This window comes from Streptomyces sp. HD (assembly GCF_028369295.1).
Taxonomy (GTDB): Bacteria; Actinomycetota; Actinomycetes; order Streptomycetales; family Streptomycetaceae; genus Streptomyces.
On sequence record NZ_JAQMYP010000008.1, the window covers coordinates 144,500 to 168,147 of the forward strand.

Here is a 23,648-nt window from a genome sequence, read left to right on the forward strand (position 1 = left end):
GGCCGCGAACGGAGACCTCATGACCCGGGCATTCGACGCCCCCACTCGCACAGCCTCTGGCGGGCGCCCGTTGACCGCGGGCGTGGCCATGCTGGCCACCGCGGTGGCGGTGACCGGTCTGCTCGTCGGCGGGCTCCTGACGGCCGTCGGTCTCACCGGCCATGTCTTCGGCCCCTGGCCGTCACCCGAGTCGCTGAACCCGGGCCTGGTCGGCGCCGCCATGCTGGGCACCTCGCCGGGCCTGTTCGCCGTCGGCAGGGCCAAGCACTGGGAGGAGGCGCGCACGCTGCTCCATCCCTTGGCGGTGGTCCTCCTCGGACTGTTCACCGTGACCCTGCTGAACGCCCGCCATCTGTACGTCGCCGAGGGCGGACCCGTCCTCTCCGTACTGTTCAGCCTGGGCTGGATCTTCGTGCTGGGGCTGCTGTGCGTATGGGCGGTGATCGCGCTGTCGCTTCAACACCTCGTGCGCGCCGAGCCGTTCACCGCATCCACCGAGCCCGAGCCCGCGTCCGCGTGCGTTCCCGCATCCGCCGGGCCCAAGCCCACGCCCGCGGCCATTCCCGAGCCCTCGTCCATTCCCGAGCCCGCGTCCATTCCCGAGCCCTCGTCCGCGCCCCTGCCCGGCTGGTCCAAACCGCCCCTGGCCGTCCTCGGCTCCTCCTGGCTGGGCATCGGTACCGGCCTGCTGATCCGCCCGGACTTCTGGGCCGACTTCGTCCCCTGGCACACCGGCCGCCTCGACGCGCAGGCACTCGGCGTATGGGCCCTCGCGCTCGGCGTCGGCGTCCTCGGCGCGCTCGCCGAGGACGACCTGACCCGAACCCGCCCGGCCCTGCTCGCCCTGCCCGGCACCGCGGCCGCGATGACCGTCGTGCTCGCCTGCCGCGCCGCCCACGTCGAGTGGAGCTCCGGCCCGGCGCTCAGCCTCATCGCCATGGTGGCGGGCCTGCTGTGCGCGGGCGCCGGTGGACGGGTCCTGCTGACGAGGTTCCCGGCACCGCACAACTGACGGGGCGGAAGCGGCAGTTCGAAGCGGGTCAGGCCAGTTTCTTGAGCATCTCGGCCGCGGCCGGTCCGGCGGAGGCGGGGTTCTGCCCGGTGATCAGGTTGCGGTCGACCACCACGTGCGGGGCCCACGCCTCACCCTCGTCGTAGTCCGCGCCGATCTCGACCAGCCGGTCCTGCAGCAGCCACTTGGCGCCCGCCGCGAAGCCCGCCTGGGTCTCCTCGGCGTTGCTGAAGCCGGTGAGCCGGTAACCGGCGAAGGCGTTGCCGCCGTCGGCCAGGGTGGCGGCCAGCAGCGCGGCCGGGGCGTGGCAGACCACGCCGAGCGGCCGCCCGGAGGCGAGGGCGTCGACGAGGAGCTTGCCGGACGTGGCGTCCACGGCCAGGTCCTCCATCGGGCCATGGCCACCGGGGTAGTAGACGGCCGCGTAGTCGGCGAGGTCGATGTCCTCCAGGCTGATGGGCCGCTGGAACTCGGCGATCGAGGCGACGGCGTCCGCCATCCTCTTCGCGCCCTCCTCACCGCCGTTGAACTGCGGCGCCAGACTGCCCTGGTCCAGCGGCGGTACGACACCGCCCGGCGTCGCGACGACGACCTCGTGGCCGGCCGCCGTGAACGCCTCGTACGGGACGACGGCCTCCTCGGCCCAGAAGCCGGTCGGGTGCTTGGTGCCGTCGGCCAGGGTCCAGTGGTCGGCGCCGGTCAGCACGAAAAGGATCTTCGACATGGTGGGGGTCTCCTAGAGAAAGCAGGGGTTGGTCGGGCGGCGCCCCGCAGAAACGGCGCCAGATTTCCGTACCGGTCGTGGAATCGGATGGAACGGCCGTGCTCCCGCTCTCGAACCTAGTGCCGGTGGCGCAGCCACGCCAATGAAGCCCCCGATACCAGGTATCGGTGAACCGATGCCCCCGTCGTGGGCGGTCGGCGCACACAGGCCGCCCCGCGCACCTCGTAGGCTCGAAGCCGTGAGCGATCAGGACACCCATGGGTTCGGACCAGTCGACCTGAACCTGCTGCGCACCTTCCTCGCCGTGCACCGCCTGGGCTCCTTCACCGCCGCCGCGCGTCGGCTGAGCCTGTCGCAGTCCACCGTCACCACACAGATCCGGGCGCTGGAGAAGCGTCTGGGCCGCGAACTGTTCGAGCGCCGGGCGCACGGCGTCGCGCCGCTGCCCCCTGCGGACGAACTCGCCACGCAGCTGTCGGCGCCCCTCGACCGGTTGGCCGCCATCACCGGCGAGGAGCCGAGCGACACGGTGGCGCCGGTGTATCTGGCGGGGCCCGCGGAGTTCCTGAGCGAGGTCGGCCTCAAGGTGCTGGCCCCGCTGGTCGAGCAGGGCGTCCGGCTGCGGGTGGCCGTGGGACTGACCGAACCGCTGCTGGAGGAGCTGCGGGCCGGGCGCCACGACCTCGTCGTCGCCACCCGGCGGCCGCGTGGCCGGACGCTGCACGCGGAGCTCCTCGGGGACGAGGAGTTCGTCCTGGTCGCCGCACCTGTGTGGGCCGAACGGCTCAAGGGGCAGGAACTGCACACCACGCTGGAGGGCCTCCCGCTGATCACCTACGCCGAGGACCTGCCCATCGTCCGCCGCTACTGGCGCCATGTCTTCGACCGCCGACTGCACGCCGAGGCCGCGATCACCTTCCCCGACCTGCGCGGTGTCCTCACGGCGGTGCTCGCGGGGGCCGGCTGGAGCGTCCTGCCCAGCTATCTGTGCCGCACCGCCCTCGCCTCCGGCGCGCTCCGGCTGCTGCACCGGCCCGAGGACCCGCCGATCAACCCCTCCTTCCTCGTCCAGCGCCCGGGCAGCTCCCTCAACCCGCACGTGACGATCGTCCGTGAGCGTCTGCTGGCCGCCGCGAAGAACTGGTGAGCCGGCCCGCCTCGGGTTCCGCGCCGAGACGCGGGGCGGCACGGGGCGCCCGCCACGGAGTCAGTCGGTGATGACCGGGCTGCGGTGGATCCACTCGCCGCCGTGCGCCGCCCGGTGCATGAAGGCGGCGACGTCCGCCCGGCTGATCGACGGGTTGCCCTTCATCGGCAGCCGGTCGTCCGCGAGGAAGGCGCCATTGGCGGGGCCGTGCGTCAGCTTGGTCGGCAGGACCACGGTCCAGTCCAGCCCGCTGACGCGGATGCGCTCGTCCGCGATCGCCTTGTCGGCGTAGAGCGACCGGAGCAGGGTGCTGTAGATCAGCTTCTGGGCGGTGCTGGACCACTCGAAGGTGTGCCCGACACCGAACGACGACAGCCACACGAGGCGCGATACGCCGGTGTCGCGCGCCGCACCGATCACCGCCTCCGAGGCTCGTGTGAAGAGGCCGTCGGCACGGATCGAGTTGCCCCGGCCCAGCGCGGAGACGATCACGTCGTGTCCGGCAGCGGCGGCGGAGACGTCGCGGGGCGAGGTGGCGTCACCGGTGACGGCCGTGACCCGGTCGGCGAGGTCGCCCAGACCGGCCGGATTGCGTACCAGGGCCGTGACGGAGTCACCGGATCGCACGGCCAGGTCGACGAGGTGGCGACCGGTGGGACCGGTCGCGCCGAGGACGAGGAGTTTCATGGCGGGGACCTCCGAAACGGGGTGGGGTGGGGGGGCGAGCAAGCTAAACGGACAACTGTCCATTACGAGAGCAACGTAACGGACAGCTGTCCGCTTAGCAACCGCCCCAGCCCTGTAGGGCCCGGGCAACCGCCCCGGCCCTGAAGGGCCCGACTCACAAGGGCCGGCCGTCGGGCCCCGGCCCGGAAGGCCCCGTCACGCCCGCCCGGGAGCCCCCGCACGCAAGCCGTCCATGACGATGTCCAACAACCTGGTCGACTGCGTCCGCCAGTCCCCCTCGGGGTCGATCTGCCAGATGCCGGCGATGGCGAGGATGAAGTCGTCGGCGGTGACGCCGGGCCGGATGGTGCCGGCCTCGTGGTTGGCGTCCAGCAGGGTTCCGATCGCGGCGACGACCAGCGAATAGCCCGGCCGTGCCGGACCACCCGTCGCACTCGTCGCCTGCCGCAGGGCTTCGGCAAGACCGGACTTGGCCATGGCGAAGTACGCGAGGCCGTCCATCCACTCGCGCAGCGCCCGATCGGGCTCCCGCGTCCGCACCAATTCCTCGGCGCTGTCGGTGAGTTGCCGCACCTCATGTCGATGAACCTCAAGGACGAGCGCCTCACGGTTGGGGAAGTTGCGATAGAACGTGCCCTGCCCGACCCCGGCCTTCTTGGCGATCACGCTCAACGGAACGTCCGGGGAGTGCGACAACTCGGCCAGCGCGACCTCCAGAATGCGCTCGCGATTGCGCTGCGCGTCCGAGCGCTGAGGGGCGTCACTCCTGGATCCCACCGGCACTCCTCCCCCATTCCGCCTAGGCACTCTCCAGTACCGGACTACTGTCCGCTTGAGTCCACCATAGCGACGATCCCGAGCGTTCGGCCGTCACGCCCTGGTCGCACGACAGCCGTAACCTGCGGCAGACTCAGCGCCCCGCCGGCCAGTCGGCCAGTCGGCCAGTCGGACCATGCGCCAGGGGCCGTCCTCGCAGCGGGCGCGGATCGTCACCGCGTTTCCGCTGCGGCCGGTCCGCACCGTCACCTTGCGCCTGCCACTCGGGAACGGTCCGTGTGCCCTTCCCGCCCCCCGGAGTTCAGATGTCCCGGCCACCATCGCCCGGCGGGGCGGGCGGCGGGGCCGTGGTCTCTCGTGGGATCAGGTGGGTGGGCAGGACGACGTGCCGGACGTGATCCTCGTCGGAGTCGTGGATGAGGGCGAGGGCGAGTTCGCCGGCCTCGCGGCCGATGTCCGCGGGCGACTGGGCCACGGTGGACAGGTCGAACCAGTCGGCGAGGGGCTGGTCGTCGAAGCCGAGGACAGAGATGTGTCCGGGCACCGGGATCTGCGTCCTGCGCAGGGTCCAGACGGCGGCGACGGCGACCTCGTCCTGTTCGGCGAAGACGGCGGTGGGCGGCTCGCGCAGGCTCAGCAGCTTGCCCACCGCCTCGGCGGTACCGCGCTTGTCGCCGACCTCGGTGGTGACCACCAGGTCGTCGTCGAGGGGAAGCCCCGCCTCGGTGAGCGCCTGCTGGTAGCCGAGCAGCCGTTCCTGGGAGCTGAAGGAGAAGCCGCTGGCGCCGATCGTCTGGAGGAAGGCGATCCGCCGGTGGCCGAGGTTGAGCAGGTGCCGGGTGCCGTGCACGGCGGCGGCCACGTCGTCGACGTAGACGCTCGGCCGTCCCTCGACGTGCTGGCTGACGTAGATGACCGGCATGCCGAGGTTGTCCAGGCTCGCGGTCTCCTCGTCGTTGAGGTCGAAGCAGAACACCAGCAGCGCGTCGGCGTTGCGCCGGGCCGGCAGGTGCTCGAAGAACGAGGTGCGCGCGGCCATGTCGGGGATCACGTAGACGTTCAGTTCCAGGCCCGCGGCCCGCAGCAGCGGGGCGAGGCTGGACAGGGCGGCGCCCATGAACCACGACTGGAGGGTGGGCACCATCACGGCCACGTTCCCGGTCCTGCCCGTGACAAGGCTTGCAGCCTGTCTGGACACGGCGAAGTTCAGCTCGCGCGCGGCCTGCTCGACCCGGGCACGGACCTCCGGGGAGACGGTGGACATGCCGCGCAGAGTGCGCGAGACGGTCGATGTGGAGACCCCGGCCCGTTCGGCTACGTCAGCCATCGTGGGGTGCCGCTGAGCTGGTGGCATGAGCGGACGGTAGCACAGGCGGCACGTTCCGCGGGGTGTTTGGTGACAGCGCTTTCATGCACTGGAAACCATCTCTGCCATCTCATTACCGCGTAGTAACGCATTGACTTCCGGCAAATGAGCCCCCTAGCTTGCAAGCGTTGTCACAGCAGGTGCATACATCCCCCCGCCGAACCGCTCATGAGTGAGTTGACCTGCAATTTTGATCTCATGAAAGCCGTGACAACGCAGTCTGACAACAGGGACAGATGGCCACGTACGACCAGGAGACACCGTGAACACCACAACCACCAGAGCGTTTCAGTCCGTGGGCATACTCGCCGCCGGCGCGCTCCTCCTCAGCGCCTGCGGCTCGTCCGACGGCGACGGCTCCGGGCAGGCCGCCGGGGCGACGACGTTCGAGGGCCGCGGCCCCATCACGTACGTGGCGGGCAAGGACACCACCGGCTCTGTGCAGCCGATGCTCGACCGCTGGAACAAGCTGCACCCGAAGGAGAAGGTCACCTTCATCCAGCTGCCGACGGACGCGGACGCGCAGCGCCAGCAGATGATCCAGAACGCGGAGACGAAGTCCGACGCCTATACGGTGCTCTCGCTCGACGTCGTGTGGACGTCGGAGTTCGCCGCCCACCAGTGGATCGACAGGCTGCCCGAGAAGCAGTTCCCGCTCGGCAAAATGCTGAAGCCGGTCGTGGAGACGGCCAAGTACCGCGACGGCCTGTACGCGGTCCCGGCCAGTTCCGACGGCGGCATGCTGTACTACCGCACCGACCTGCTGAAGAAGGCGGGCATCGCCCAACCCCCCACCACCTGGGCCGAGTTGAAGGCCGCCTGCGCCAAGGTGAAGAAGCTGCCCGAGGGCAAGGGCATGTCGTGCTACGGCGGGCAGTTCCAGAAGTACGAGGGCCTGACCGTCAACTTCTCCGAGGCCGTGAACTCCGCGGGCGGCGTCGTCACCGACGCAGGCGGCAAGCCGAACGTCGACACCGCGGAGGCGAGGAAGGGCCTGGACTTCCTCGTCGACTCCTTCAAGGACGGGACGATCCCCAAGGAGGGCATCACCTACCTGGAGGAGGACGGCCGCCAGGCGTTCCAGTCCGGCAAGCTGCTCTTCCTGCGCAACTGGCCGTACGTGTACTCCCTGGCCGGCAAGAGCGACATCAAGGGCGAGTACGCCGTCGCCCCGCTGCCCGGTCTGGACGGCCCCGGCTCCTCCAGCCTCGGCGGCCACAACCTGGCCCTGTCGTCCACCGCGAAGAACAAGGCCACGGCCCTGGACTTCATGAAGTTCTTCAGCAACGAGGAGAACACGGCCACGTTCCTCAAGGAGGCTTCCCTGGCCCCGCCGTACGCCTCCCTGTACGACGACAAGGCGCTGGTCGGGCAGTACCCGTATCTGCCGGTGCTCAAGGAGTCCATCCTGCGCGCCGTGCCCCGCCCGCGCGTCGTGCAGTACGGCGACGTGACCTCGGCGGTCCAGCAGGAGGCGTACGCCGCGCTGACCGGGAGCAAGAGCAGCGCGCAGGCGCTGAAGGACCTGCAGGGGGCGCTGCAGAAGTCCACCGGGCAGTGAGGGGCAGGTCCATGGCCGACACCAAGACTCCGCCCGAAGCCGCCGCCGATGACGACCACGCGGTTCCCGTCCCCTCCGGGCCGGTGAAGCACCCGCGGAAGCAGACCCGCGCGACCGCCGGCTCGGCGCGCATGGCCGCGCTGCTGGTCTCCCCGACGCTGCTGGTGCTGACGATCGTCGTGCTCTACCCGACCCTGATGGCGCTCAACGAGTCGCTGTACGGGGCGAAGGGCCTGGACCCGGCGACGGGGTTCATCAGCGCGACCGAGCCGTTCGTCGGGCTGCGCAACTACGCCGACATCTTCGGCGAGGCCGGGGAGCGGTTCTGGAACGCCTTCTGGAACACCACCTTCTTCACCGTCGTCACGGTCGCCCTGGAGACGCTGGTCGGGGTGGCGATGGCCCTGATCATGCACAAGGCGTTCCGGGGCCGCGGTCTGATCCGGGCGGGCATCCTCATCCCCTGGGCGGTGCCCACCGCGATCTCCGGCCTGCTGTGGCGGTGGATCTTCAACAGCGACGGCATCGCCAACGCGCTGATCGGCCATCAGGTCCTGTGGACCACCGAGGGCTTCCACGCCAAGGTCGCCGTCATCGTCGCCGAGGTGTGGAAGACGGCGCCCTTCATCGGGCTGCTGGTACTGGCCGGGCTCCAGGTCATCCCCAAGGAGGTCTACGAGGCCGCCCGCATGGACGGGGCGAGCCCGCCGCGCCAGTTCTGGCACATCACGCTGCCCCTGGTGAAACCGGCGCTGCTGGTGGCGATGCTGTTCCGCTGCATGGACGCGCTGCGCATGTTCGACCTGCCGTACATCCTGGTCGGCGCCCAGAAGCGCTCGGTGGAGACCCTGTCGATGCTCGCGCAGAACGAGGCGTCCAACGTCCGCTTCGGACCGGCGTCCGCGTACTCCGTGCTCCTCTTCCTCTACGTCTTCCTGGTCGCGCTGGCCTTCGTACGGCTGCTCGGCGCCGACCTGATCGGCGACGTGGGCGACGGCACCCGCGGACGGAAGGGCAGGCGCCCGCGCATCCCGGCACTGCGCCGCCGTACGGAGGTGACGGCATGACGACCACCCTCACGGCGAAGTGGCGCACCGGGCTGCTGTACGCCGGTGTCATCGGGGTCGTGGCCTACTGTCTGGCGCCCTTCTACTGGATGCTGGTCTCCAGCCTGCGCCGCACGACGGACATCTTCGACACCTCGCTCCTGCCCACCACGCTCTCCTTCGAGAACTACCGTGCGGTGTTCGACCCCGCGCAGGGCTTCGGCCGCGCGCTGCTCAACAGCCTGGTCGTGGCGGGCATCACGACCGTCCTGGCCCTGCTGCTCGCGACGTTCACGGCGTACGCGATGGCCCGGCTCGACTTCCGTTTCAAGCGGCTGATCCTGACCCTGATCATCGCCACCTCGATGTTCCCGGTGGTGTCGATCGTGGTGCCGCTGCTGAAGCTGTTCACGGACATGGGCTGGATCAACACCTACCAGGCCATGATCGTGCCGAGCATGTCCTTCGCGCTGCCGCTGGCGGTGTGGAACCTGACCACGTTCTTCCGGCAGATGCCGGACGAGCTGGAGCACGCCGCCATGGTCGACGGCTGCACCCGCGGCCAGGCGTTCCGCAAGGTCATCATCCCGCTCGCGGCGCCGGGCATCTTCACCACCGCGATCATCACGTTCATCGCGGCCTGGAACGAGTTCCTCATCGCCCTGTCGATGACCAACAAGCCCGGCATGCAGACCGCACCGGTCGCCATCTCGAAGTTCACCGGCGCGACGACGTACGAGACCCCGTTCGGCAGCCAGATGGCGGCCGGCGTCCTCGTCACGGTCCCGCTGGTGGTCATGGTGCTGGTCTTCCAGCGCCGTATCGTCGCCGGGCTCACGGCCGGCGCGGCGAAGTAGACACGCCTCCCTTCAACCACTGAGGAGCACCACACCTGTGTCCCCCACCGCACCCTGGTGGCGCAGCGCCGTCATCTACCAGGTCTACATCCGCAGTTTCGCCGACGGCAACGGCGACGGTGTCGGCGACATCGCCGGCCTGCGCTCCCGGCTGCCGTATCTCAAGTCCCTCGGCGTGGACGCCATCTGGATCAACCCCTGGTACAAGTCACCGATGGCCGACCACGGTTACGACGTGGCCGACTTCCGCGAGATCGACCCGCTGTTCGGCTCGGTGGCCGAGGCGGAGCGGCTCATCGAGGAGGCGCACGAGCACGGGATCCGCGTCATCCCCGACATCGTGCCCAACCACACCTCCGACCGGCACGCCTGGTTCCGGGCGGCGCTGGCGGCGGGCCCCGGCAGCCCGGAGCGCGAGCGCTACGTCTTCCGCCCCGGCCGCGGCCCGGACGGCGCCGAGCCGCCCAACGACTGGGTCTCCTGCTTCGGCGGTCCCGCCTGGACCCGGCTGCCCGACGGCGACTGGTACCTGCACCTGTTCGCCCCCGAGCAGCCCGACCTCAACTGGCAGCACCCGGACGTCGGCGCGGAGTTCGAGTCGGTCCTGCGCTTCTGGTTCGGCCGGGGCGTGGACGGCTTCCGGATCGATGTCGCCCACGGCCTGATCAAGCACCCGGAACTCCCCGACCTGCCGCCCCGCCGGGCGCCGGAGGACGGGCAGCCGGTCCGGCACACCGACCATCCGCACTGGGACCGCGACGAGGTCCACGCCGTCTACCGGGCCTGGCGCAAGGTTGCCGACGAGTTCCCCGGCGACCGCTGCTTCGTGGCCGAGGCATGGGCGGACACCCCCGAGCGTCTGGCCGCGTACGTCCGCCGGGACGGCCTGCACACCGCGTTCAACTTCGACTTCCTGATGGCCACCTGGGACCCCAAGGACCTGCGCACGGTCATCGACGACTCGCTCGCCATGCTCGGCTCGGTGGGCGCCCCGGCCACCTGGGTCCTGTCCAACCACGACGTCGTACGCCACCCCAGCCGCTACGGCCGTCCGAGCCCCACCCGGCGCTGGGTGGCCAACGAGACGTACCGCCCCGAGGGCCCCCTGGACCTCGCCCTGGGCACCCGCCGAGCCCGCGCCGCGGCCCTGCTGATGCTGGCCCTGCCCGGTGGCGCCTACGTCTACCAGGGCGAGGAACTCGGCCTGCCCGAGGTCGAGGACCTGCCCGAGTCGGTCCTCCAGGACCCCGTCTGGGAACGCTCCGGCCACACCGAGCGCGGCCGCGACGGCTGCCGGGTCCCGATCCCGTGGTCCGGACGCAGTGCGCCGTATGGCTTCAGCCCCGACGGCACGAACGCCGAACCGTGGCTGCCCCAGCCGTCCCGCTGGGCCGAGTACAGCGTGGCCGCCCAGAGCGGCGACCCGGCGTCGATGCTGGAGCTGTACCGCGCCGCGCTGCGCCTGCGCCGTGCGCACCCGGCTCTCGGCGACGGGACTCTGACCTGGCTGGACGCCCCCGAGAGGGTGCTTGCCTTCCGCCGCGAGCCCGGCTTCGTGTGCGTGGTGAATCTGTCGCCGGAGGCGTGTGCGCTGCCGGATCACACGGCCGTTCTGCTGGCCAGTGGGCCCGTCGAGGGCGGGACGCTGGCGCCGGATCAGGCGGTGTGGCTGGCGGTCTAGCGAGCACACGTCCCCTTCGGTCCACCAGGGCCTGTCCGGTGTTCACTCCCCGCCGACCGGACAGGCCCTGGTTCAGGTGCGGGACCGCATGTCAGCTGCGGGCCGCCCTCAGGACCGTTTCACCGGCCCGGCCGCCAGCAGGCCGTTGACCACCAGTGCCGCCAATGTCTCGGCCGTGGCCGTGAGTTGTTGCGGCGACTCGGGCGCGGGCCGGCCCAGGCGGCGGGCCAGCGGTACCTCCACCATTCCCGAGACCGGCGGGACGACGGCGAAGAACAGCACGTCCATCGGGACGGGCGCCATGCGTCCGGCCGCCACGAGCCGCTCGATGCTGGGCATGAAGGTCTGCAGGGTCGGCGCGATGTAGTGCTCGTACAGATAGTCCAGCCGCTCGGTGTCCCGGTTCATCTCCTCGACGAAGAGCCGTCCGACCAGGGGTGAGTCCACCGCAGTGCGGTAGAAGCCGGTGATCAGCAGCCGCAGCCGCTCGGCGTCGTCGACCGAGGGGTCCACCTCGGGCATGCGGGCCAGCTGCCCGCCCATCGCGAAGTCGACCACCGCGCGCCAGAAGTCCGCCTTGGACCCGTAGCGATCGTTGATGAAGTTGTGGCTGACGCCCAGGCGACGGGCCAGCTCGCGGGCGGAGGCATGGTCGTATCCCAGCTCCGCGAACGCTTCGAGCCCGCGCTGCAGGATGCTCTGCTCGTCCGGCACCGCGGGGGTCCCCGCGCCCGGACGCCCCGGCCTCCGTGCGGATTCCGCTCGTGCACCCACCTTTACCTCCTTCGCTGCCCGGCCCTCCGCCAGAAGTTTACTTGACACCTGTCAGACGGAAGCTAATCTGACACTCGTCAGGCAAATCTGACAGCCGTCAGGACCAGCCGGCCCAAGCCCCCCCCGAACGCCCCGCCGATCACCTCACCCGGAGTCCCGTCATGCCCCAGACCTCCACCGACACCCCCGTCGACAAGTCCTCTCCCTCCCCCGCCCCCGCCCGACCGCCCGCCGAGGCGCCACCCCGACATCGCTGGTGGATCCTCACGGTCGTCGGTCTGGCCCAGCTGATGGTCGTGCTGGACGGCACGATCGTGAACATCGCCCTGCCGTCGGCGCAGCAGGACCTGGGCTTCTCCGACGGGGACCGGCAATGGGTCGTCACCGCCTACGCGCTCGCCTTCGGCAGTCTGCTGCTGCTCGGCGGCCGGACAGCGGACCTGTTCGGCCGGAAGATGACCTTCCTGGTCGGCCTGGTCGGCTTCGCCGGGGCCTCCGCCATCGGTGGCGCCGCCGGAAGCTTCGAGATGCTCATCGCCGCGCGGGCCGCGCAGGGCGTGTTCGGTGCGCTGCTGGCCCCCGCCGCGTTGTCGTTGCTGACGACGACGTTCACCGACGCCAAGGAACGCGCCAAGGCGTTCGGCGTCTACGGCGCGATCGCCGGCGCCGGCGGTGCTGTGGGCCTCCTCCTCGGCGGCGTCCTGACCGAACACCTCGACTGGCGCTGGACCCTCTACGTCAACCTGGCCTTCGCCGCGGTCGCCTTCGTCGGCGGCGTGATCCTGCTCCGGCGCACCACCCGCGACAAGTCCGCCACGATCGACGTCCCGGGCGCCCTGCTCGTCTCCTCCGGCCTGTTCTGCCTGGTCTACGGCTTCTCCAACGCCGAGAGCCACGACTGGAGCTCCCCCGCCACCTGGGGCTTCCTGGTCGCCGGAGCCGTACTGCTGGCCGCGTTCACCTGGTGGCAGACCCGCTCCTCGCACCCGCTGCTGCCCCTGCGGGTGCTGCTCGACCGCAACCGCGGCGCGTCGTTCGTCTCCGTGCTGCTGATCGGCGCGGGCATGTTCGGGGTCTTCCTCTTCCTCACCTACTACCTCCAGCAGAGCCTCGGCTACACGCCCATCGAGACCGGGCTGGCGTTCCTGCCCATGGTCGTCGGGCTGATGCTGGCCTCCACCCTCGCCTCGACGGTGCTGGTCCCCCGTATCGGCCCCAAGCCGGTCGTGCCGCTGGGCATGGGCCTGGCCGCGGCGGCCATGGTCTGGCTGACCGGTCTCGACCTGAACAGCGCGTACGCCACCGACATCCTGCCGCCGCTGATCGTCGCGGGCCTCGGCTTCGGTCTGATCATGGCTCCGGCTATGGCCCTGGCCACGGACGGGGTGCGGGCCGAGGACTCGGGCGTCGCCTCCGCCGCGGTCAACACGATGCAGCAGGTCGGCGGCTCGCTCGGCACGGCCCTGCTCAACACGCTCTCCACCAGCGCCGCCACCGAGTACCTCTCCGGCCGCAACCCCAAGGACCCGGCGGTCCTCGCCCAGGCCGGCCTGGAGGCGTACTCCACCGCGTACGGGTGGTCGGCGGTGTTCTTCGTCGCCGGACTGGTCATCAGCTTCGTCCTCTACCGGCGCGGCGCACCCACGGCCGACCCCGACGCGGCACCCGTGGTCCACATGTGAGGTGCCGGGGCCGCCTCTCGGGACCCGGTACGACAGACCCTGGTCGCGCCGGGTTCTTACCATGGGGCCATGAAGGAGACCGTCATGGGGACCGTGCCGGAGACCGCCGAGGCTCCGATCCCGCCCGCGCCGGGGGCGGAGCAGTACCCGTCGCTGGCCCTCGTCAACAGCGTGATCGCGCTGCCGGGCGGGCAGTTCGTCGATCTCCTGGGCACTCCGGCCGCGGCGAACCAATGGCTCGTCGAGCGGGACCTCGCCCCGGTCGACGCCGGGATGCGGGAGATGTGCGCCGCCCAGCTGCGTTCGCTGCGCGAGCAGGTCCGGTCCCTGTTCGACTCCCGGGTGGCGGCACTGCCCGCCCTCCCCGCCGCGCTGGCCGCCGTGAACGACGCGATGACCAGGGTGCCCACCGCCCCGCTCCTGCGGTGGGACGACAAGGACGGCCCCTACCGCGCGGCCCCGCACCCCACCACCGAGATCGTCGACCACGCCCTGGCGACCCTCGCCGCCGACGCCGCCGACCTGCTCACCTCACCCGACGCCGACCGTCTCACGGCCTGCGGCTCCGCCCCCTGCAACCGCTACCTGCTCCGGCACGGCCGCCGCCACTGGTGCTCCACCCGCTGCGGCGACCGCGCCCGAGCGGCACGCGCGTATGCCCGCCGCACACGGGCCACGACGGACGACGCACCGGCAGGCTGACGGGCCGGCGGACTCCCTTACCGCCGGGCTGACGGACCACCCGGCCCACCGAACTGCCGGCGCCCACCGAACCACCGGCCGCACGACCCACCGGACTAGAACCTCACCCGCCGCTCACAGTCCGGCGTGATCACGTCCCGGAGGTTGCCGACCACCGCGTCGTTGCCGCCGCCGTCGCAGGCGGCCGCGTCGTTGCCGATCACGCCGTCGCGGAGGTTGATCGTGTCGTTGCCGGAGCCGGTGCGGATGAAGTCACCGCCGGTGCCCGCGTTGATGTTGGTGTTGACGGGTGCGGTGGAGAAGAAGCTGTCCCCGAAGTTGCCCAGCGCGGCGTTGATCCCGGTGACCCCGCCCGATCCGGTGGCGGGACCGCAGTCGGCGGCGGTGTTGTCGGTGCCGGGCATGATCGTGCAGCCCTGGCCCGCCTGGATGTGCGTGTCGTCCTCGACGATCAGGTGCCCGTTGCCGGACAGGCCGACCCTCATGCGGTTCGCCACGTCGGCGCGGGCGAGAATCCGGACGGTGCCGCCGACCCGGTCCACCACGGAGCCGGGCGTCCCCTGCGCGAAGGCGGGGGTCGCGGGCACGGCGAACGCGGCCAGGGACACACCCACGACCAGGACCGGGGCGACGGTACGCGTCAGGGAACTCTTCGCGATCTTCATGCTGCGCATCTCTCCTTGCTTCGGGAGAGGGACCCATGGACGGCACCCCTCACCGCCACCCAAACACCCCGTAATTGATCATGCACGGTGAGCAACGCGCGCGAGTGTCGCCGACGGCTAAACCGGTTGCCTGCGGGCGGCGGCGGTGGATGCAATGACCGGCATGGTCATCCAGATGGTCCCCGTTCGGATCGGTGTGCTCGTCCCGCTGAGTCGGCCTGGCTGGGCCGAGGCGGGCCGGCACCTGCTCGCCGGTCTTGAGCTGGCCGTCGGTGACGTCAACGACGCCGGCGGGATCGGCGGAAGGCCGCTGGAGCTGGTGGTCCGGGACACCGCGGCCGATCCACAGCGGGCCGCGGCGGCCGTGGACGAGCTGGCCCGCCTGGGCGTGGCCGCCGTGGCGGGCGAGTATCACAGCGTTGTCGCTCGCGCCGCCGCCACCAGGGCCGACGCCCTCGGCCTGCCGTTCCTGTGCTCGTCAGCGGTTCTCGACGCGCTCACCGAACAGCCGACGCGATGGGTCGCGCGTCTCTCCCCGCCGCAGTCCCGCGGCTGGCAGGTCTACGCGGACTTCCTCCTCGGCGCGGGCCACAGCCGGATCGCCGTGGCAACCCAGCCGAGTGTCTACTGGGCGTCCGGGGTCCGCATCCTGCGGGACCACCTCGCCGCACGCGGCGGCACCGTCATCGAACTCGACACGCGCGCGCTCACCCCCGCGGCCGTGTGCGACGAACTCGCCGACCGTCGCGCCACAGCCCTCCTTCTTCTGGTCGGCCACCCGGAGCCGGCCGTGCCGATCGTCAGGTCCGTCCGCCGCGACCGGCGCCTCGCCCAGGTCATGATCGGTGCTCCGGCCGGGCAGCCGGAGTTCGCCGAATGGGCGACGCTGCTGGGCGCCGACGGCGCCGCGATCCCGTTCCTGCGCTACCTGCCCGAGCGCCTGAGCCCACTCGGTGCACGAGTGGAGACGGCCCTGCGCGAGCGGCTGGGCGGAGCGCCCTCCTTCGTCGCGTTCGAGGGCTACGACACGGTCGCCGTCCTCGCCGAGGTGCTGCGGTCTCACGGCGCGGACCGGGCGCGTACCGCCGAGTCCTGGCCGCACGTCGCAGTCGAGGGCACCCGTGGACTGGTCGAGTTCTCGTGCACACCGGGCATCAGCGTGTGGCAATGGGCTCGGGCGCCGATCCAAGTCGTCGACCGGGATCCGGCGGAGCCCGATCGCTTCCGGATCCTGCACGCCGTTTGAGTTTCGGGGCGAGGCCCCGTCACGCTCCGATGAAGCTCACGGTTTCCGTGATGTCTGCCCGCCCGGTGCGCAGCCGCGGCACGCCCGGCTTCTCGAATCCCACCGCGACACCGCAGAACAGTGCGAGACCGTCATCGGCGCCGACCGTCCGACCGACGGTCTTGCGGTACATCGTCCACATCACCTGCGGGCAGCTGTGCAGCCCCTCCGCCCTCAGCAGCAGCATGACCGTCTGCAGGTACATCCCCGCGTCCCCCCACTGTCCGGGCCCCATCGTCCGGTCGAGATAGCAGAACAGCACGACCGGAGCCCCGAACGCCTCCGTGTTCAGGGCGGCGATCTTCCTGGGCCGGTCGACGTCGTCGCGCTCGATACCCAGCGCCGCGTATCGCTGGGCGGCCGCGGCGGAGAAACGGTCCAGGTACGGCGAGGTCAGTTCGGCCGGGTACATCGGGTACTCCCGCTCATCGCCGGGGTCCCCCTCCAGCGCCCTGGCCGTCGCGCGCTTCTTCAGTTCGGCCAAGGGCTCGCCGCTCACGACGTACACATGCCACGGCTGGAGGTTCCCGCTCGACGGAGCCCGCGTCGCCGCGGCCAGCACTCGGTGCAGCACCTCTCTGGGCACCGGCTCGTCGCTGAACGCCCGCACGGCCCGGCGGCTGTCAACGGCCTCGTACACGTCCACGTCTTCTCGTCCTCTGCCAGGTCGGGCTGTGGTCGGCGGACCTCAGCTCTGGACGGCCTCCACGATCCGCCGGGCGGCCTGGTCGGGCGTGAGGTGCGTGGTGTCGACCACCTCGGCCTCGGCGTGCAGCCAGGTGCGGGCGGCCTCGGCGTAGGGCTTCAGGTACTGGAGACGGAACGGGGAGTCGGGGCCGAGAACAGTGTCCCCCGCGATGCGCCCACGGAGGGTGTCCTGGTCGGCGTGCAGGACGAAGTGCCGTACCGGAATGCCATGTTGGGCGAGGCCCGAGCTGATCTCGCGCCAGTACTCCTCGACCAGGACGGTCATGGGCACCACCAGGGTGCCGCCGGTGTAGTCGAGTACGCGCCGGGCGGTCTCGACGACGAGCGGCCGCCACGGCGGCCAGTGCTGGAAGTTGTCCGTCGCGGGCAGTCCCGGCTTGATGTCCATGAGCGTCTCGCCGACCTTCTCGGCGTCGAACACCCGTGAATCCGGGATCAGCTGCTGCACGAGTGAACTGGTCGTCGTCTTGCCCGCGCCGTGGGTGCCGTTGAGCCATACGATCATGGCATCCGAGGCTAGCGCCAAAGGGCTATCCCAAGTAGCGGCGCCTGCGTACGGCGCCGACGCTGGGAATCATGGCCAGCGCGCAGCCGATCGTGATCTACCCGCCTGCCGAGGACGGCGGTCGGCGTGTCCGTGTCGACGACCGGTTCGTGGGGATGGCGTACGGGCTGCTCGACGTCGTCGAGTTCCTGCGCCTGGCGGGCCTGGAGGACGTGGACGACGACTGGGTGCGGGCGTCCGCACTGATCGAGTGGCGGAGCGGCGGGCCGGACGTGTGGGAGGGCTGAGGGCGGACCGGTGCCGCCAGGTCAGGGGCTGTGGGCGGGGTTCGTGCAGCAGGTAGCGGCCGCCGAGGGCGACCGCTTCGCGGCCTGCCCGCCGTCCGGCCGCGCGCACTTGACCGCGACGGTCCGCCGCAGCGTCTCGTCCCAGGCCTGCCACACGACGCCCATCCCGCCTCGGCCGATGGGTTCCTGGAGGAGGTGGCGGCCGGCGACTTCGTGCCCGGCCCGTAGCGTCGGCACGGTCACGGAGTGTACGGAGCGGTGGCCCAACGGTGACCGTTTTCACGGGACTTCATACGGACGGACACAGGCCCCTTTCAGTGCTCGGCCGCCACGATGCGCTCGACCGCCGCCGTCACCAGTTGTTCGCGCTCCGCCTCCGTGAAGACGTCCGGCAGGGTGAGCTGCTCGACGATCAGCCAGTTCAGGGTGAGGATGAGCAGCTTGACGGCCATGGCGTCGCCGGGGAGGCCGGAGGCCTCGTGGTAGGCGACGTTGGCGTCGACATCGGCCCGGACCCGCTCGGTGAGGACCTTGCGCAGTTCGGGGCGGCGGGTGGCCTCCAGGCGCAGTTCGAGCAGCGCGAGGTACCCGGTGCGGAAGGCGGCCACCCGGCCGACGAGCTCCCGCATCAGCTGCGCGTACGTCTCCCGGTCGCGGCCGGCCGTCCGCTGACGGGCGATGGTGGCCTCGTCGGGCTGGAGCCGCTCGTAGACCCGGGCGCCGGCCTGGGTGAACAGGTCGTCCCGGTTGGCGAAGTAGTTGGATGCGGTACCGGCGGGCACGGCGGCCTCGGCGTCCACCGCCCGGAACGTCAGGCCCCGTGCACCTTCCCTGGCCAGCACCTCGATCGCCGCGTCGACGAGGGCGGCACGCCGCTGGTCGTTCCGTCGCACCATTGACACCACTCCAGTTGTAGTACTACTTTCAAACCACTACAGAGAGAGTACTACGAACGGGGTTACCAGAGATGCGAAAGCTCACTTACTACGTCGCCGTCTCGCTCGACGGCCGCATCGCCGGCCCCGGCGGCGAGTACGACTTCTTCCCCGCCGGCGACGAACAGCAGAGCGCCGCCTACAGCGCCTGGGCCAACACGCTGTACCCGGAGACCGTCCCGACCGCCTACCGGGCCGCCGTCGGCCTCACCGACGTACCCAACCGGCACTTCGACACCGTCATGATGGGCCTCGGCACCTACCGTCCCGCCTTCGACAACGGCATCACCAGCCCGTACGCACACCTGCGCCAGTACGTGGTCTCCAGCACCCTCAAGCCCGACGTCGACCCGGCCGTCACCGTCGTCCCCGGCAACCCGCTCGCCGTCGTCCGCGAGCTCAAGCGGGAGGAGGGCACCGGCCTGGGCATCTGGCTCTGCGGCGGCGGCAAGCTCGCCGGCGCCCTCCTGCCCGAGATCGACGAACTGGTGATCAAGCACTATCCGGTGGTCGCCGGCGCCGGGATCCCGGCCTTCGACGGCGCCTTCGACCCCACCGCCTTCGAGGTCGCCGAGCGCACCGCCTTCCCCAACGGCGTCACCCTCACCCGCCTCACCCGCAGCTAGGCACACCTGGGATCACACGCACGGCCCGCTCACCTGGTGCCGGCCGTCCGCGGAACCGCGACCGCCGGCGCCCGCGCCACGCCACCACCTCCACGACCGACACTCGCTCCCGCTCCCGCTCCCGCACACATACTCGGCGGGATACGAGAGGCCGGCGGGGGGAAGCGGGTCAGGCAGAGCCCCCGACCGTGAACCCGATCACCGTCCCGCCCCCGTCCCGCCGGAAGGCGAACGGCGCACCCCCGTGCGACAACGCCACCTCCCGCACGATCGACAGCCCCAGCCCCGACCCGGGCAGCGAGCGCGCGTCGGCGGCCCGGTAGAAGCGGTCGAAGACGCGGATCAGGTCGTCCTCGGCGATGCCCGGCCCACGGTCGAGTACCTCCACCCGGACCGTGCCGGGCCGCGCCGGGCCCGCGACGCTGATCTCGATCGGCGCGGTGCCGTCGCGGTCGAACTTGGCCGCGTTCTCCACGAGGTTGGTCACCGCGCGCTGGAGCATCCCCGGCCGGCCCTCCGCCGTCGTTTCGCCGCTCGCGCGGACCTGGATCCGCCGTCCGGTGCGCCGTCGGGCGAGGCCCGCCACCTCCTCGGCGATGTCGGCGACGTCCACCTTCTGGACCGGCTCGGTGTCGGACTGCCCGGCCGCCAGGTCGACCAGCTCGTTGACGAGATCGGTGAGCTCGCGTGCCTCCTGGCCCAGGTCGGCCACGAGTTCGTCGCGGGTGACGGGCGGGAGTTCGTCCATGCGGCGCAGCAGGGAGATGTTCGTGCGCAGGGACGTCAGAGGCGTACGCAGTTCATGGCCGGCGTCCTGCACCAGCCGCCGCTGGTCCTCCTCCGACTGCGCCAGCCGCCCCAGCATGCGGTCGAAGGCGCGGCCCAGGCGGCCGACCTCGTCGTAGCCGGTGACCGGCACCTGGATGCCGAGCCGGCGGGTGCGGGCGACGTCCTCGGCGGCGGCGGTGAGGACGACCAGACGGCGGGTGATGCGCCGGGCCAGCCACCAGCCGAAGAGTCCCGCGAGCGTCACCACCGCGGCCATCAGCAACAGGGTCCGCTGCTGGAGCGCCCGCAGCAGGTCCTCCGTGTCGCTGAACTCCTGGGCCACCTGCACGGCGCCCCGCCCGCCGCCGAGCGCGACGGTCGCGACGCGGTAGACGTCGCTGTCGACACCGACGTCCTTGTGCTGGACCATCCGCCCGGCCGTCGCGTCGGCCGCGATCCGCCGGTCCTCGGACGTGACCGGCAGCCCCGGGCTGCCCGGGTCGACGACCGCACCGTCCGGGCCCAGCACCTGGACGTCGGTACGGGCGGGCCGTACGAGATCGTGGCCGGGCGCGGAGGAGGAGAAGTCCTCCGGGTTCATCGACCGCTGCCGCACCTCGCCTCGCAGATCCTGCACGACCTCGTCGAACACGGACTCCTGGTCCACCCGCACCAGCCGGGCGGCGGCGGTGTACGACAGCAGGCCCACCAGGACGGTGACCGCGGCGGTCACGGCCGCGAAGGACACGGCGAAGGTGGTGCCGAGGCCGCTGCGGCGGCGTCCGGTCAGCAGGCGGCCGAGCCTGCGGCGGGCCGGGCGCACTCAGTCCTCCCGCAGCACGTAACCCACCCCGCGCACCGTGTGGATCAGCTGCGGCGCGTCGGGCTGGTCGAGCTTGCGGCGCAGGTAGCCGACGTAGACGGCGAGATTCTTGGAGCCGGGGCCGAAGTCGTAGCCCCAGATGCGGTCGTAGATGGTGGAGTGGTCGAGGACGATGCCGGCGTTGCGCACCAGCAGTTCCAGCAGCTCGAACTCGGTCCTGGTCAGCTCCAGCTCCCGCACTCCCCGCCAGGCCCGCCGCGCCTGCGGGTCCATCCGCAGCCCGGCCGCCTCGATCAGCCGGGCGGACGGCCCGGGGGCATCGGGGGCGGCCTGCCTCGGTGCGTCGGCGGGGGCAGGGGCGGCGGCGCCCGCCTCGCTGGTGCGGCGCAGCAGGGCGCGCAACCGGGCGAAGACCTCCTCGACGTCGAAGGGCTTCACCACGTAGTCGTCGGCGCCCGCGTCCAGGCCGGCGATCCGGTCCTGGGTCTCCACGAGCGCCGTCAGCATCAGGATCGGCGTACGGTCGCCCTCGGCGCGCAGCACCCGGCAGACCTGGAGCCCGTCGATACCGGGCATCATCACGTCCAGCACGAGCACGTCAGGCGGCGTGCGATGGGCCTGGGCCAGCGCCTCGACACCGTCGGCGACCGCGGTGACCTGGTAGCCCTCCAGGGTCAGCGCGCGCTCCAGCGCGTTGCGGATGGCGCGGTCGTCTTCGGCGAGGAGAACAGTCTGGGACACGAGGTCAGTGTGCCAAGGCCTCCGGCGGTTGAGCCGTGATGAGGCACATACGATCACCCTTCTTACTGGGCTCTCACCGTCACGGGACCGCCGGAAACGAGCCTCGTACGGAGGTCACCTGCTACGCGGCCCTGAGGGAGGCGTGGGTGGGGGCGTCGGGGACACCGGCCGGACGGCCGTTCGCGAACTCCTTGCGCAGCACCGGCACGACCTCCTCGCCGAGCATGTCGATCTGCTCCAGGACGGTCTTCAGCGGCAGCCCGGCGTGGTCCATCAGGAACAGCTGGCGCTGGTAGTCACCGGCGTACTCGCGGAAGCTCAGCGTCTTCTCGATGACCTGCTGCGGGGAGCCGACCGTCAGCGGCGTCTGCTCCATGAAGTCCTCCAGCGACGGGCCGTGCCCGTACACCGGCGCGACGTCGAAGTACGGGCGGAACTCGCGGATCGCGTCCTGCGAGTTGCGCCGCATGAAGACCTGCCCGCCCAGACCGACGATCGCCTGCTCCGGCGTGCCGTGCCCGTAGTGGGCGTACCGCTTCCGGTACAGCTCGACCATCCGCCTGGTGTGCTCGGCCGGCCAGAAGATGTTGTTGTGGAAGAAGCCGTCGCCGTAGTAGGCCGCCTGCTCGGCGATCTCCGGCGAGCGGATGGAGCCGTGCCAGACGAACGGCGGTACGCCGTCCAGCGGGCGGGGGGTGGAGGTGAAGCCCTCCAGCGGCGTACGGAACTTCCCCTCCCAGTTCACGACGTCCTCGCGCCACAGGCGGTGGAGCAGGGCGTAGTTCTCGACGGCGAGGTTGATGCCCTGGCGGATGTCCTGGCCGAACCAGGGGTAGACCGGGCCGGTGTTGCCGCGCCCCATCATCAGGTCGACCCTTCCGTCGGCCAGATGCTGGAGCATCGCGAAGTCCTCGGCGATCTTCACCGGGTCGTTGGTGGTGATGAGGGTGGTGGCGGTGGACAGCACCAGCCGCTCGGTCCGCGCCGCGATGTAGCCGAGCATCGTCGTCGGCGACGACGGCACGAAGGGTGGGTTGTGGTGCTCCCCGGTCGCGAAGACGTCGAGCCCGACCTCCTCGGCCTTCAGCGCGATGGCGACCATGGCCTTGATGCGGTCGCGCTCGGTCGGCGCACGGCCCGTGGTGGGGTCCGGCGTGACGTCGCCGACGCTGAAGATCCCGAACTGCATGGTCGCTCATCCTCCAGGTGGTTGACCATTCAACGATACCTGGGGAGGGAACGGGGGGTGAGCGGGGGCTATTCCCGGGCGGGCGGGAGTGTGGCCGGCCGGGCGGGTGGCGCATCGGCTCGGCCGGAATGACACCGGCCCACCGGGTGGCGCATCGGCTCGGCCGGAGTGACACCGGCCCACCGCGAGGCGCACCGACTCGGCCGGACTAACACCGGCCCACCGCGAGGCGCACCGACTCGGCCGGACTAACACCGGCCCACCGGACGTGACGCCGGTCCATCCGGACCTCCCGGTCCGCTGGAAATGACGCCGCCGGCCGGGATCGCTGCCGCCCCGCCGGAAGTGACGTCGGCCCGCCTGGGCCCTTGCCGACCAGCCGGAAGCGGGGTCGCTCGTCCGGTCCCGTCGCCGCCCCACCGGGCCACCCGGCCACCCGGCCACCCGGCCACCGACCCACCGGGCTACCGGGCCACCGGGCCACCGGGCTACCGGGCTACCGCCAGTGCGGATCCCTGCCGGTCAGTGCGAGTAGTCGTTCGAACTGTGACGCGCCCTCCGGCTCCGGCACCGGCTCCCCGAACACGCCCATCTTCCGGGCCGTCGGCGCCAGCTCGGCCACCGCGCCGGCCAGCTCCGTCACGACCGCCTCGTCGGCGCCCGGGTAGTCCTGTCCCGTAGCCCGCGCGAGGTCCCACACATGCACGGTCAGATCGAGCAGCGCCATCGAGCCGACCAGCCGCGCCGGCATGTTCATCCCGCCGGTCGTCCCGTCCTCGGCCCCGGGCGCGGACCAGGCCGCCACCAGCCGCTCCGCCTCGTCCGCGAGCCGCTCACGCCACCCGGGGCTCTCACCGACCCGGTCGGGCGTCTCACCGAAGTCCGACGCCTCCTTCGCGGCCAGCCGCTGGAACTGCACGATCACCTGGAAGAGGTGATTGACCAGGGCCTTCACGTCGTACTCGGCGCAGGGCGTGGGCGCGTCGAGCGCCGTGTCGGGAATGCCCCGCACCACCGGAACGGCCCGCTCGCGCGCCATGGCGAGCAGCTCACCGATGCCGTACGTCTTCACGTCGTTCGTGTCCATGCCCCGACGGTAG

General features: G+C 71.2%; 25 protein-coding genes. 11 read left to right on the plus strand and 14 right to left on the minus strand.

Annotated elements, in window-relative coordinates; all coding sequences use genetic code 11:
• The first annotated feature begins 19 nt into the window (after positions 1-19).
• A complete protein-coding gene (locus POF73_RS10770; protein ID WP_272114355.1) occupies positions 20-1,012 on the plus strand; it encodes a hypothetical protein in 993 nt (330 codons plus the stop codon).
• Between the two features lie 28 nt (positions 1,013-1,040).
• Here the strand turns inward: POF73_RS10770 and POF73_RS10775 are convergent, their stop codons facing one another.
• A complete protein-coding gene (locus POF73_RS10775; RefSeq protein WP_272114356.1) occupies positions 1,041-1,736 on the minus strand; it encodes a type 1 glutamine amidotransferase domain-containing protein in 696 nt (231 codons plus the stop codon).
• A gap of 238 nt (positions 1,737-1,974) precedes the next feature.
• On the opposite strand from POF73_RS10775, the gene POF73_RS10780 reads away from it, so the two are divergent.
• Complete coding sequence (locus POF73_RS10780) at positions 1,975-2,883, plus strand: LysR family transcriptional regulator (RefSeq protein ID WP_272114357.1); 909 nt, start codon at positions 1,975-1,977, stop codon at positions 2,881-2,883.
• Between the two features lie 60 nt (positions 2,884-2,943).
• Here POF73_RS10780 and POF73_RS10785 read toward each other — a convergent pair whose 3' ends face one another.
• From POF73_RS10785 to POF73_RS10795, 3 genes are all read right to left on the minus strand, one after another.
• A complete protein-coding gene (locus POF73_RS10785) occupies positions 2,944-3,570 on the minus strand; it encodes an NAD(P)-dependent oxidoreductase (protein ID WP_272114358.1) in 627 nt (208 codons plus the stop codon).
• 195 nt (positions 3,571-3,765) lie between these two features.
• A complete protein-coding gene (locus POF73_RS10790; RefSeq protein ID WP_272114359.1) occupies positions 3,766-4,347 on the minus strand; it encodes a TetR/AcrR family transcriptional regulator in 582 nt (193 codons plus the stop codon).
• Positions 4,348-4,648: 301 nt separating this feature from the next.
• The gene (locus POF73_RS10795) at positions 4,649-5,701 is read right to left on the minus strand and encodes a LacI family DNA-binding transcriptional regulator (RefSeq protein WP_334313586.1); all 1,053 of its coding nucleotides are present in this window, start codon (positions 5,699-5,701) and stop codon (positions 4,649-4,651) included.
• Positions 5,702-5,975: 274 nt separating this feature from the next.
• Between POF73_RS10795 and POF73_RS10800 the strand changes: the two genes are divergently transcribed.
• The 4 genes from POF73_RS10800 to POF73_RS10815 are packed head-to-tail and all read left to right on the plus strand — an operon-like array spanning position 5,976 to position 10,858.
• On the plus strand, positions 5,976-7,274 hold the full coding sequence (locus tag POF73_RS10800) for an ABC transporter substrate-binding protein (protein WP_272114360.1): 1,299 nt from the start codon (positions 5,976-5,978) through the stop codon (positions 7,272-7,274).
• An 11-nt stretch (positions 7,275-7,285) separates the two neighbouring features.
• On the plus strand, positions 7,286-8,341 hold the full coding sequence (locus POF73_RS10805) for a carbohydrate ABC transporter permease (RefSeq protein WP_272114361.1): 1,056 nt from the start codon (positions 7,286-7,288) through the stop codon (positions 8,339-8,341).
• Complete coding sequence (locus POF73_RS10810) at positions 8,338-9,177, plus strand: carbohydrate ABC transporter permease (RefSeq protein ID WP_272114362.1); 840 nt, start codon at positions 8,338-8,340, stop codon at positions 9,175-9,177. The genes POF73_RS10805 and POF73_RS10810 overlap by 4 nt, the downstream gene beginning before the upstream one ends.
• Positions 9,178-9,214: 37 nt before the next feature.
• Positions 9,215-10,858 (plus strand): glycoside hydrolase family 13 protein, encoded by a 1,644-nt coding sequence (locus POF73_RS10815; protein WP_272114363.1) that lies wholly within the window; start codon positions 9,215-9,217, stop codon positions 10,856-10,858.
• Between the two features lie 108 nt (positions 10,859-10,966).
• Here the strand turns inward: POF73_RS10815 and POF73_RS10820 are convergent, their stop codons facing one another.
• Positions 10,967-11,632, minus strand: coding sequence for a TetR/AcrR family transcriptional regulator (locus POF73_RS10820; protein WP_272114364.1), 666 nt, complete (start codon positions 11,630-11,632; stop codon positions 10,967-10,969).
• A gap of 161 nt (positions 11,633-11,793) precedes the next feature.
• Between POF73_RS10820 and POF73_RS10825 the strand changes: the two genes are divergently transcribed.
• Both POF73_RS10825 and POF73_RS10830 read left to right on the plus strand, forming a co-directional pair.
• Complete coding sequence (locus tag POF73_RS10825) at positions 11,794-13,314, plus strand: MFS transporter (RefSeq protein WP_272114365.1); 1,521 nt, start codon at positions 11,794-11,796, stop codon at positions 13,312-13,314.
• 69 nt (positions 13,315-13,383) lie between these two features.
• Positions 13,384-14,016, plus strand: a complete 633-nt coding sequence (locus tag POF73_RS10830; RefSeq protein WP_272114366.1) for an ABATE domain-containing protein — start codon at positions 13,384-13,386, stop codon at positions 14,014-14,016.
• Between the two features lie 95 nt (positions 14,017-14,111).
• Here POF73_RS10830 and POF73_RS10835 read toward each other — a convergent pair whose 3' ends face one another.
• Complete coding sequence (locus tag POF73_RS10835) at positions 14,112-14,681, minus strand: hypothetical protein (RefSeq protein ID WP_272114367.1); 570 nt, start codon at positions 14,679-14,681, stop codon at positions 14,112-14,114.
• 154 nt (positions 14,682-14,835) lie between these two features.
• Here POF73_RS10835 and POF73_RS10840 point away from each other — a divergent pair, with 154 nt between their 5' ends.
• On the plus strand, positions 14,836-15,927 hold the full coding sequence (locus POF73_RS10840) for an ABC transporter substrate-binding protein (protein ID WP_272114368.1): 1,092 nt from the start codon (positions 14,836-14,838) through the stop codon (positions 15,925-15,927).
• A gap of 19 nt (positions 15,928-15,946) precedes the next feature.
• Here POF73_RS10840 and POF73_RS10845 read toward each other — a convergent pair whose 3' ends face one another.
• Positions 15,947-16,612: a nitroreductase gene (locus POF73_RS10845; protein WP_272114369.1), complete on the minus strand. Its 666-nt coding sequence runs from the start codon at positions 16,610-16,612 to the stop codon at positions 15,947-15,949.
• Positions 16,613-16,654: 42 nt separating this feature from the next.
• Complete coding sequence (locus POF73_RS10850; RefSeq protein ID WP_272114370.1) at positions 16,655-17,179, minus strand: AAA family ATPase; 525 nt, start codon at positions 17,177-17,179, stop codon at positions 16,655-16,657.
• A gap of 71 nt (positions 17,180-17,250) precedes the next feature.
• Here POF73_RS10850 and POF73_RS10855 point away from each other — a divergent pair, with 71 nt between their 5' ends.
• Positions 17,251-17,466, plus strand: coding sequence for a hypothetical protein (locus tag POF73_RS10855; protein ID WP_272114371.1), 216 nt, complete (start codon positions 17,251-17,253; stop codon positions 17,464-17,466).
• A gap of 21 nt (positions 17,467-17,487) precedes the next feature.
• On the opposite strand, the gene POF73_RS10860 is transcribed toward POF73_RS10855, so the two are convergent.
• Both POF73_RS10860 and POF73_RS10865 read right to left on the minus strand, forming a co-directional pair.
• Entirely contained in the window at positions 17,488-17,703 is a 216-nt protein-coding gene (locus POF73_RS10860) for a hypothetical protein (protein ID WP_272114429.1), read from the minus strand.
• Positions 17,704-17,780: 77 nt separating this feature from the next.
• Positions 17,781-18,362 carry a TetR/AcrR family transcriptional regulator gene (locus POF73_RS10865; protein WP_272114372.1) on the minus strand — a complete coding sequence of 194 codons (582 nt, stop codon included), beginning with the start codon at positions 18,360-18,362 and terminating at the stop codon, positions 17,781-17,783.
• Positions 18,363-18,433: 71 nt separating this feature from the next.
• Between POF73_RS10865 and POF73_RS10870 the strand changes: the two genes are divergently transcribed.
• Positions 18,434-19,027 (plus strand): dihydrofolate reductase family protein, encoded by a 594-nt coding sequence (locus POF73_RS10870; protein WP_272114373.1) that lies wholly within the window; start codon positions 18,434-18,436, stop codon positions 19,025-19,027.
• A gap of 169 nt (positions 19,028-19,196) precedes the next feature.
• On the opposite strand, the gene POF73_RS10875 is transcribed toward POF73_RS10870, so the two are convergent.
• The 4 genes from POF73_RS10875 to POF73_RS10890 form a co-directional block, all read right to left on the minus strand.
• The gene (locus POF73_RS10875; protein WP_443049478.1) at positions 19,197-20,618 is read right to left on the minus strand and encodes an ATP-binding protein; all 1,422 of its coding nucleotides are present in this window, start codon (positions 20,616-20,618) and stop codon (positions 19,197-19,199) included.
• Positions 20,619-21,359 (minus strand): response regulator transcription factor, encoded by a 741-nt coding sequence (locus POF73_RS10880; protein WP_272114375.1) that lies wholly within the window; start codon positions 21,357-21,359, stop codon positions 20,619-20,621. It lies immediately after the preceding gene.
• Between the two features lie 121 nt (positions 21,360-21,480).
• On the minus strand, positions 21,481-22,548 hold the full coding sequence (locus tag POF73_RS10885; protein ID WP_272114376.1) for an LLM class flavin-dependent oxidoreductase: 1,068 nt from the start codon (positions 22,546-22,548) through the stop codon (positions 21,481-21,483).
• 496 nt (positions 22,549-23,044) lie between these two features.
• The gene (locus tag POF73_RS10890) at positions 23,045-23,635 is read right to left on the minus strand and encodes a TIGR03086 family metal-binding protein (protein ID WP_272114377.1); all 591 of its coding nucleotides are present in this window, start codon (positions 23,633-23,635) and stop codon (positions 23,045-23,047) included.
• Positions 23,636-23,648: the final 13 nt, after the last annotated feature.

Bases quoted from the DNA above. Each gene is read 5' to 3' on its own strand.
- POF73_RS10805 (WP_272114361.1), top strand. From the start codon at position 7,286: ATGGCCGACACCAAGACTCCGCCCGAAGCCGCCGCCGATGACGACCAC.
- POF73_RS10855 (WP_272114371.1), top strand. From the start codon at position 17,251: ATGGCCAGCGCGCAGCCGATCGTGATCTACCCGCCTGCCGAGGACGGC.
- POF73_RS10795 (WP_334313586.1), bottom strand. From the start codon at position 5,701: ATGCCACCAGCTCAGCGGCACCCCACGATGGCTGACGTAGCCGAACGG.
- POF73_RS10885 (WP_272114376.1), bottom strand. From the start codon at position 22,548: ATGCAGTTCGGGATCTTCAGCGTCGGCGACGTCACGCCGGACCCCACC.
- POF73_RS10785 (WP_272114358.1), bottom strand. From the start codon at position 3,570: ATGAAACTCCTCGTCCTCGGCGCGACCGGTCCCACCGGTCGCCACCTC.
- POF73_RS10890 (WP_272114377.1), bottom strand. From the start codon at position 23,635: ATGGACACGAACGACGTGAAGACGTACGGCATCGGTGAGCTGCTCGCC.
- POF73_RS10830 (WP_272114366.1), top strand. From the start codon at position 13,384: ATGAAGGAGACCGTCATGGGGACCGTGCCGGAGACCGCCGAGGCTCCG.
- POF73_RS10825 (WP_272114365.1), top strand. From the start codon at position 11,794: ATGCCCCAGACCTCCACCGACACCCCCGTCGACAAGTCCTCTCCCTCC.
- POF73_RS10835 (WP_272114367.1), bottom strand. From the start codon at position 14,681: ATGAAGATCGCGAAGAGTTCCCTGACGCGTACCGTCGCCCCGGTCCTG.
- POF73_RS10775 (WP_272114356.1), bottom strand. From the start codon at position 1,736: ATGTCGAAGATCCTTTTCGTGCTGACCGGCGCCGACCACTGGACCCTG.
- POF73_RS10870 (WP_272114373.1), top strand. From the start codon at position 18,434: ATGCGAAAGCTCACTTACTACGTCGCCGTCTCGCTCGACGGCCGCATC.
- POF73_RS10770 (WP_272114355.1), top strand. From the start codon at position 20: ATGACCCGGGCATTCGACGCCCCCACTCGCACAGCCTCTGGCGGGCGC.
- POF73_RS10840 (WP_272114368.1), top strand. From the start codon at position 14,836: ATGACCGGCATGGTCATCCAGATGGTCCCCGTTCGGATCGGTGTGCTC.
- POF73_RS10850 (WP_272114370.1), bottom strand. From the start codon at position 17,179: ATGATCGTATGGCTCAACGGCACCCACGGCGCGGGCAAGACGACGACC.
- POF73_RS10810 (WP_272114362.1), top strand. From the start codon at position 8,338: ATGACGACCACCCTCACGGCGAAGTGGCGCACCGGGCTGCTGTACGCC.
- POF73_RS10865 (WP_272114372.1), bottom strand. From the start codon at position 18,362: ATGGTGCGACGGAACGACCAGCGGCGTGCCGCCCTCGTCGACGCGGCG.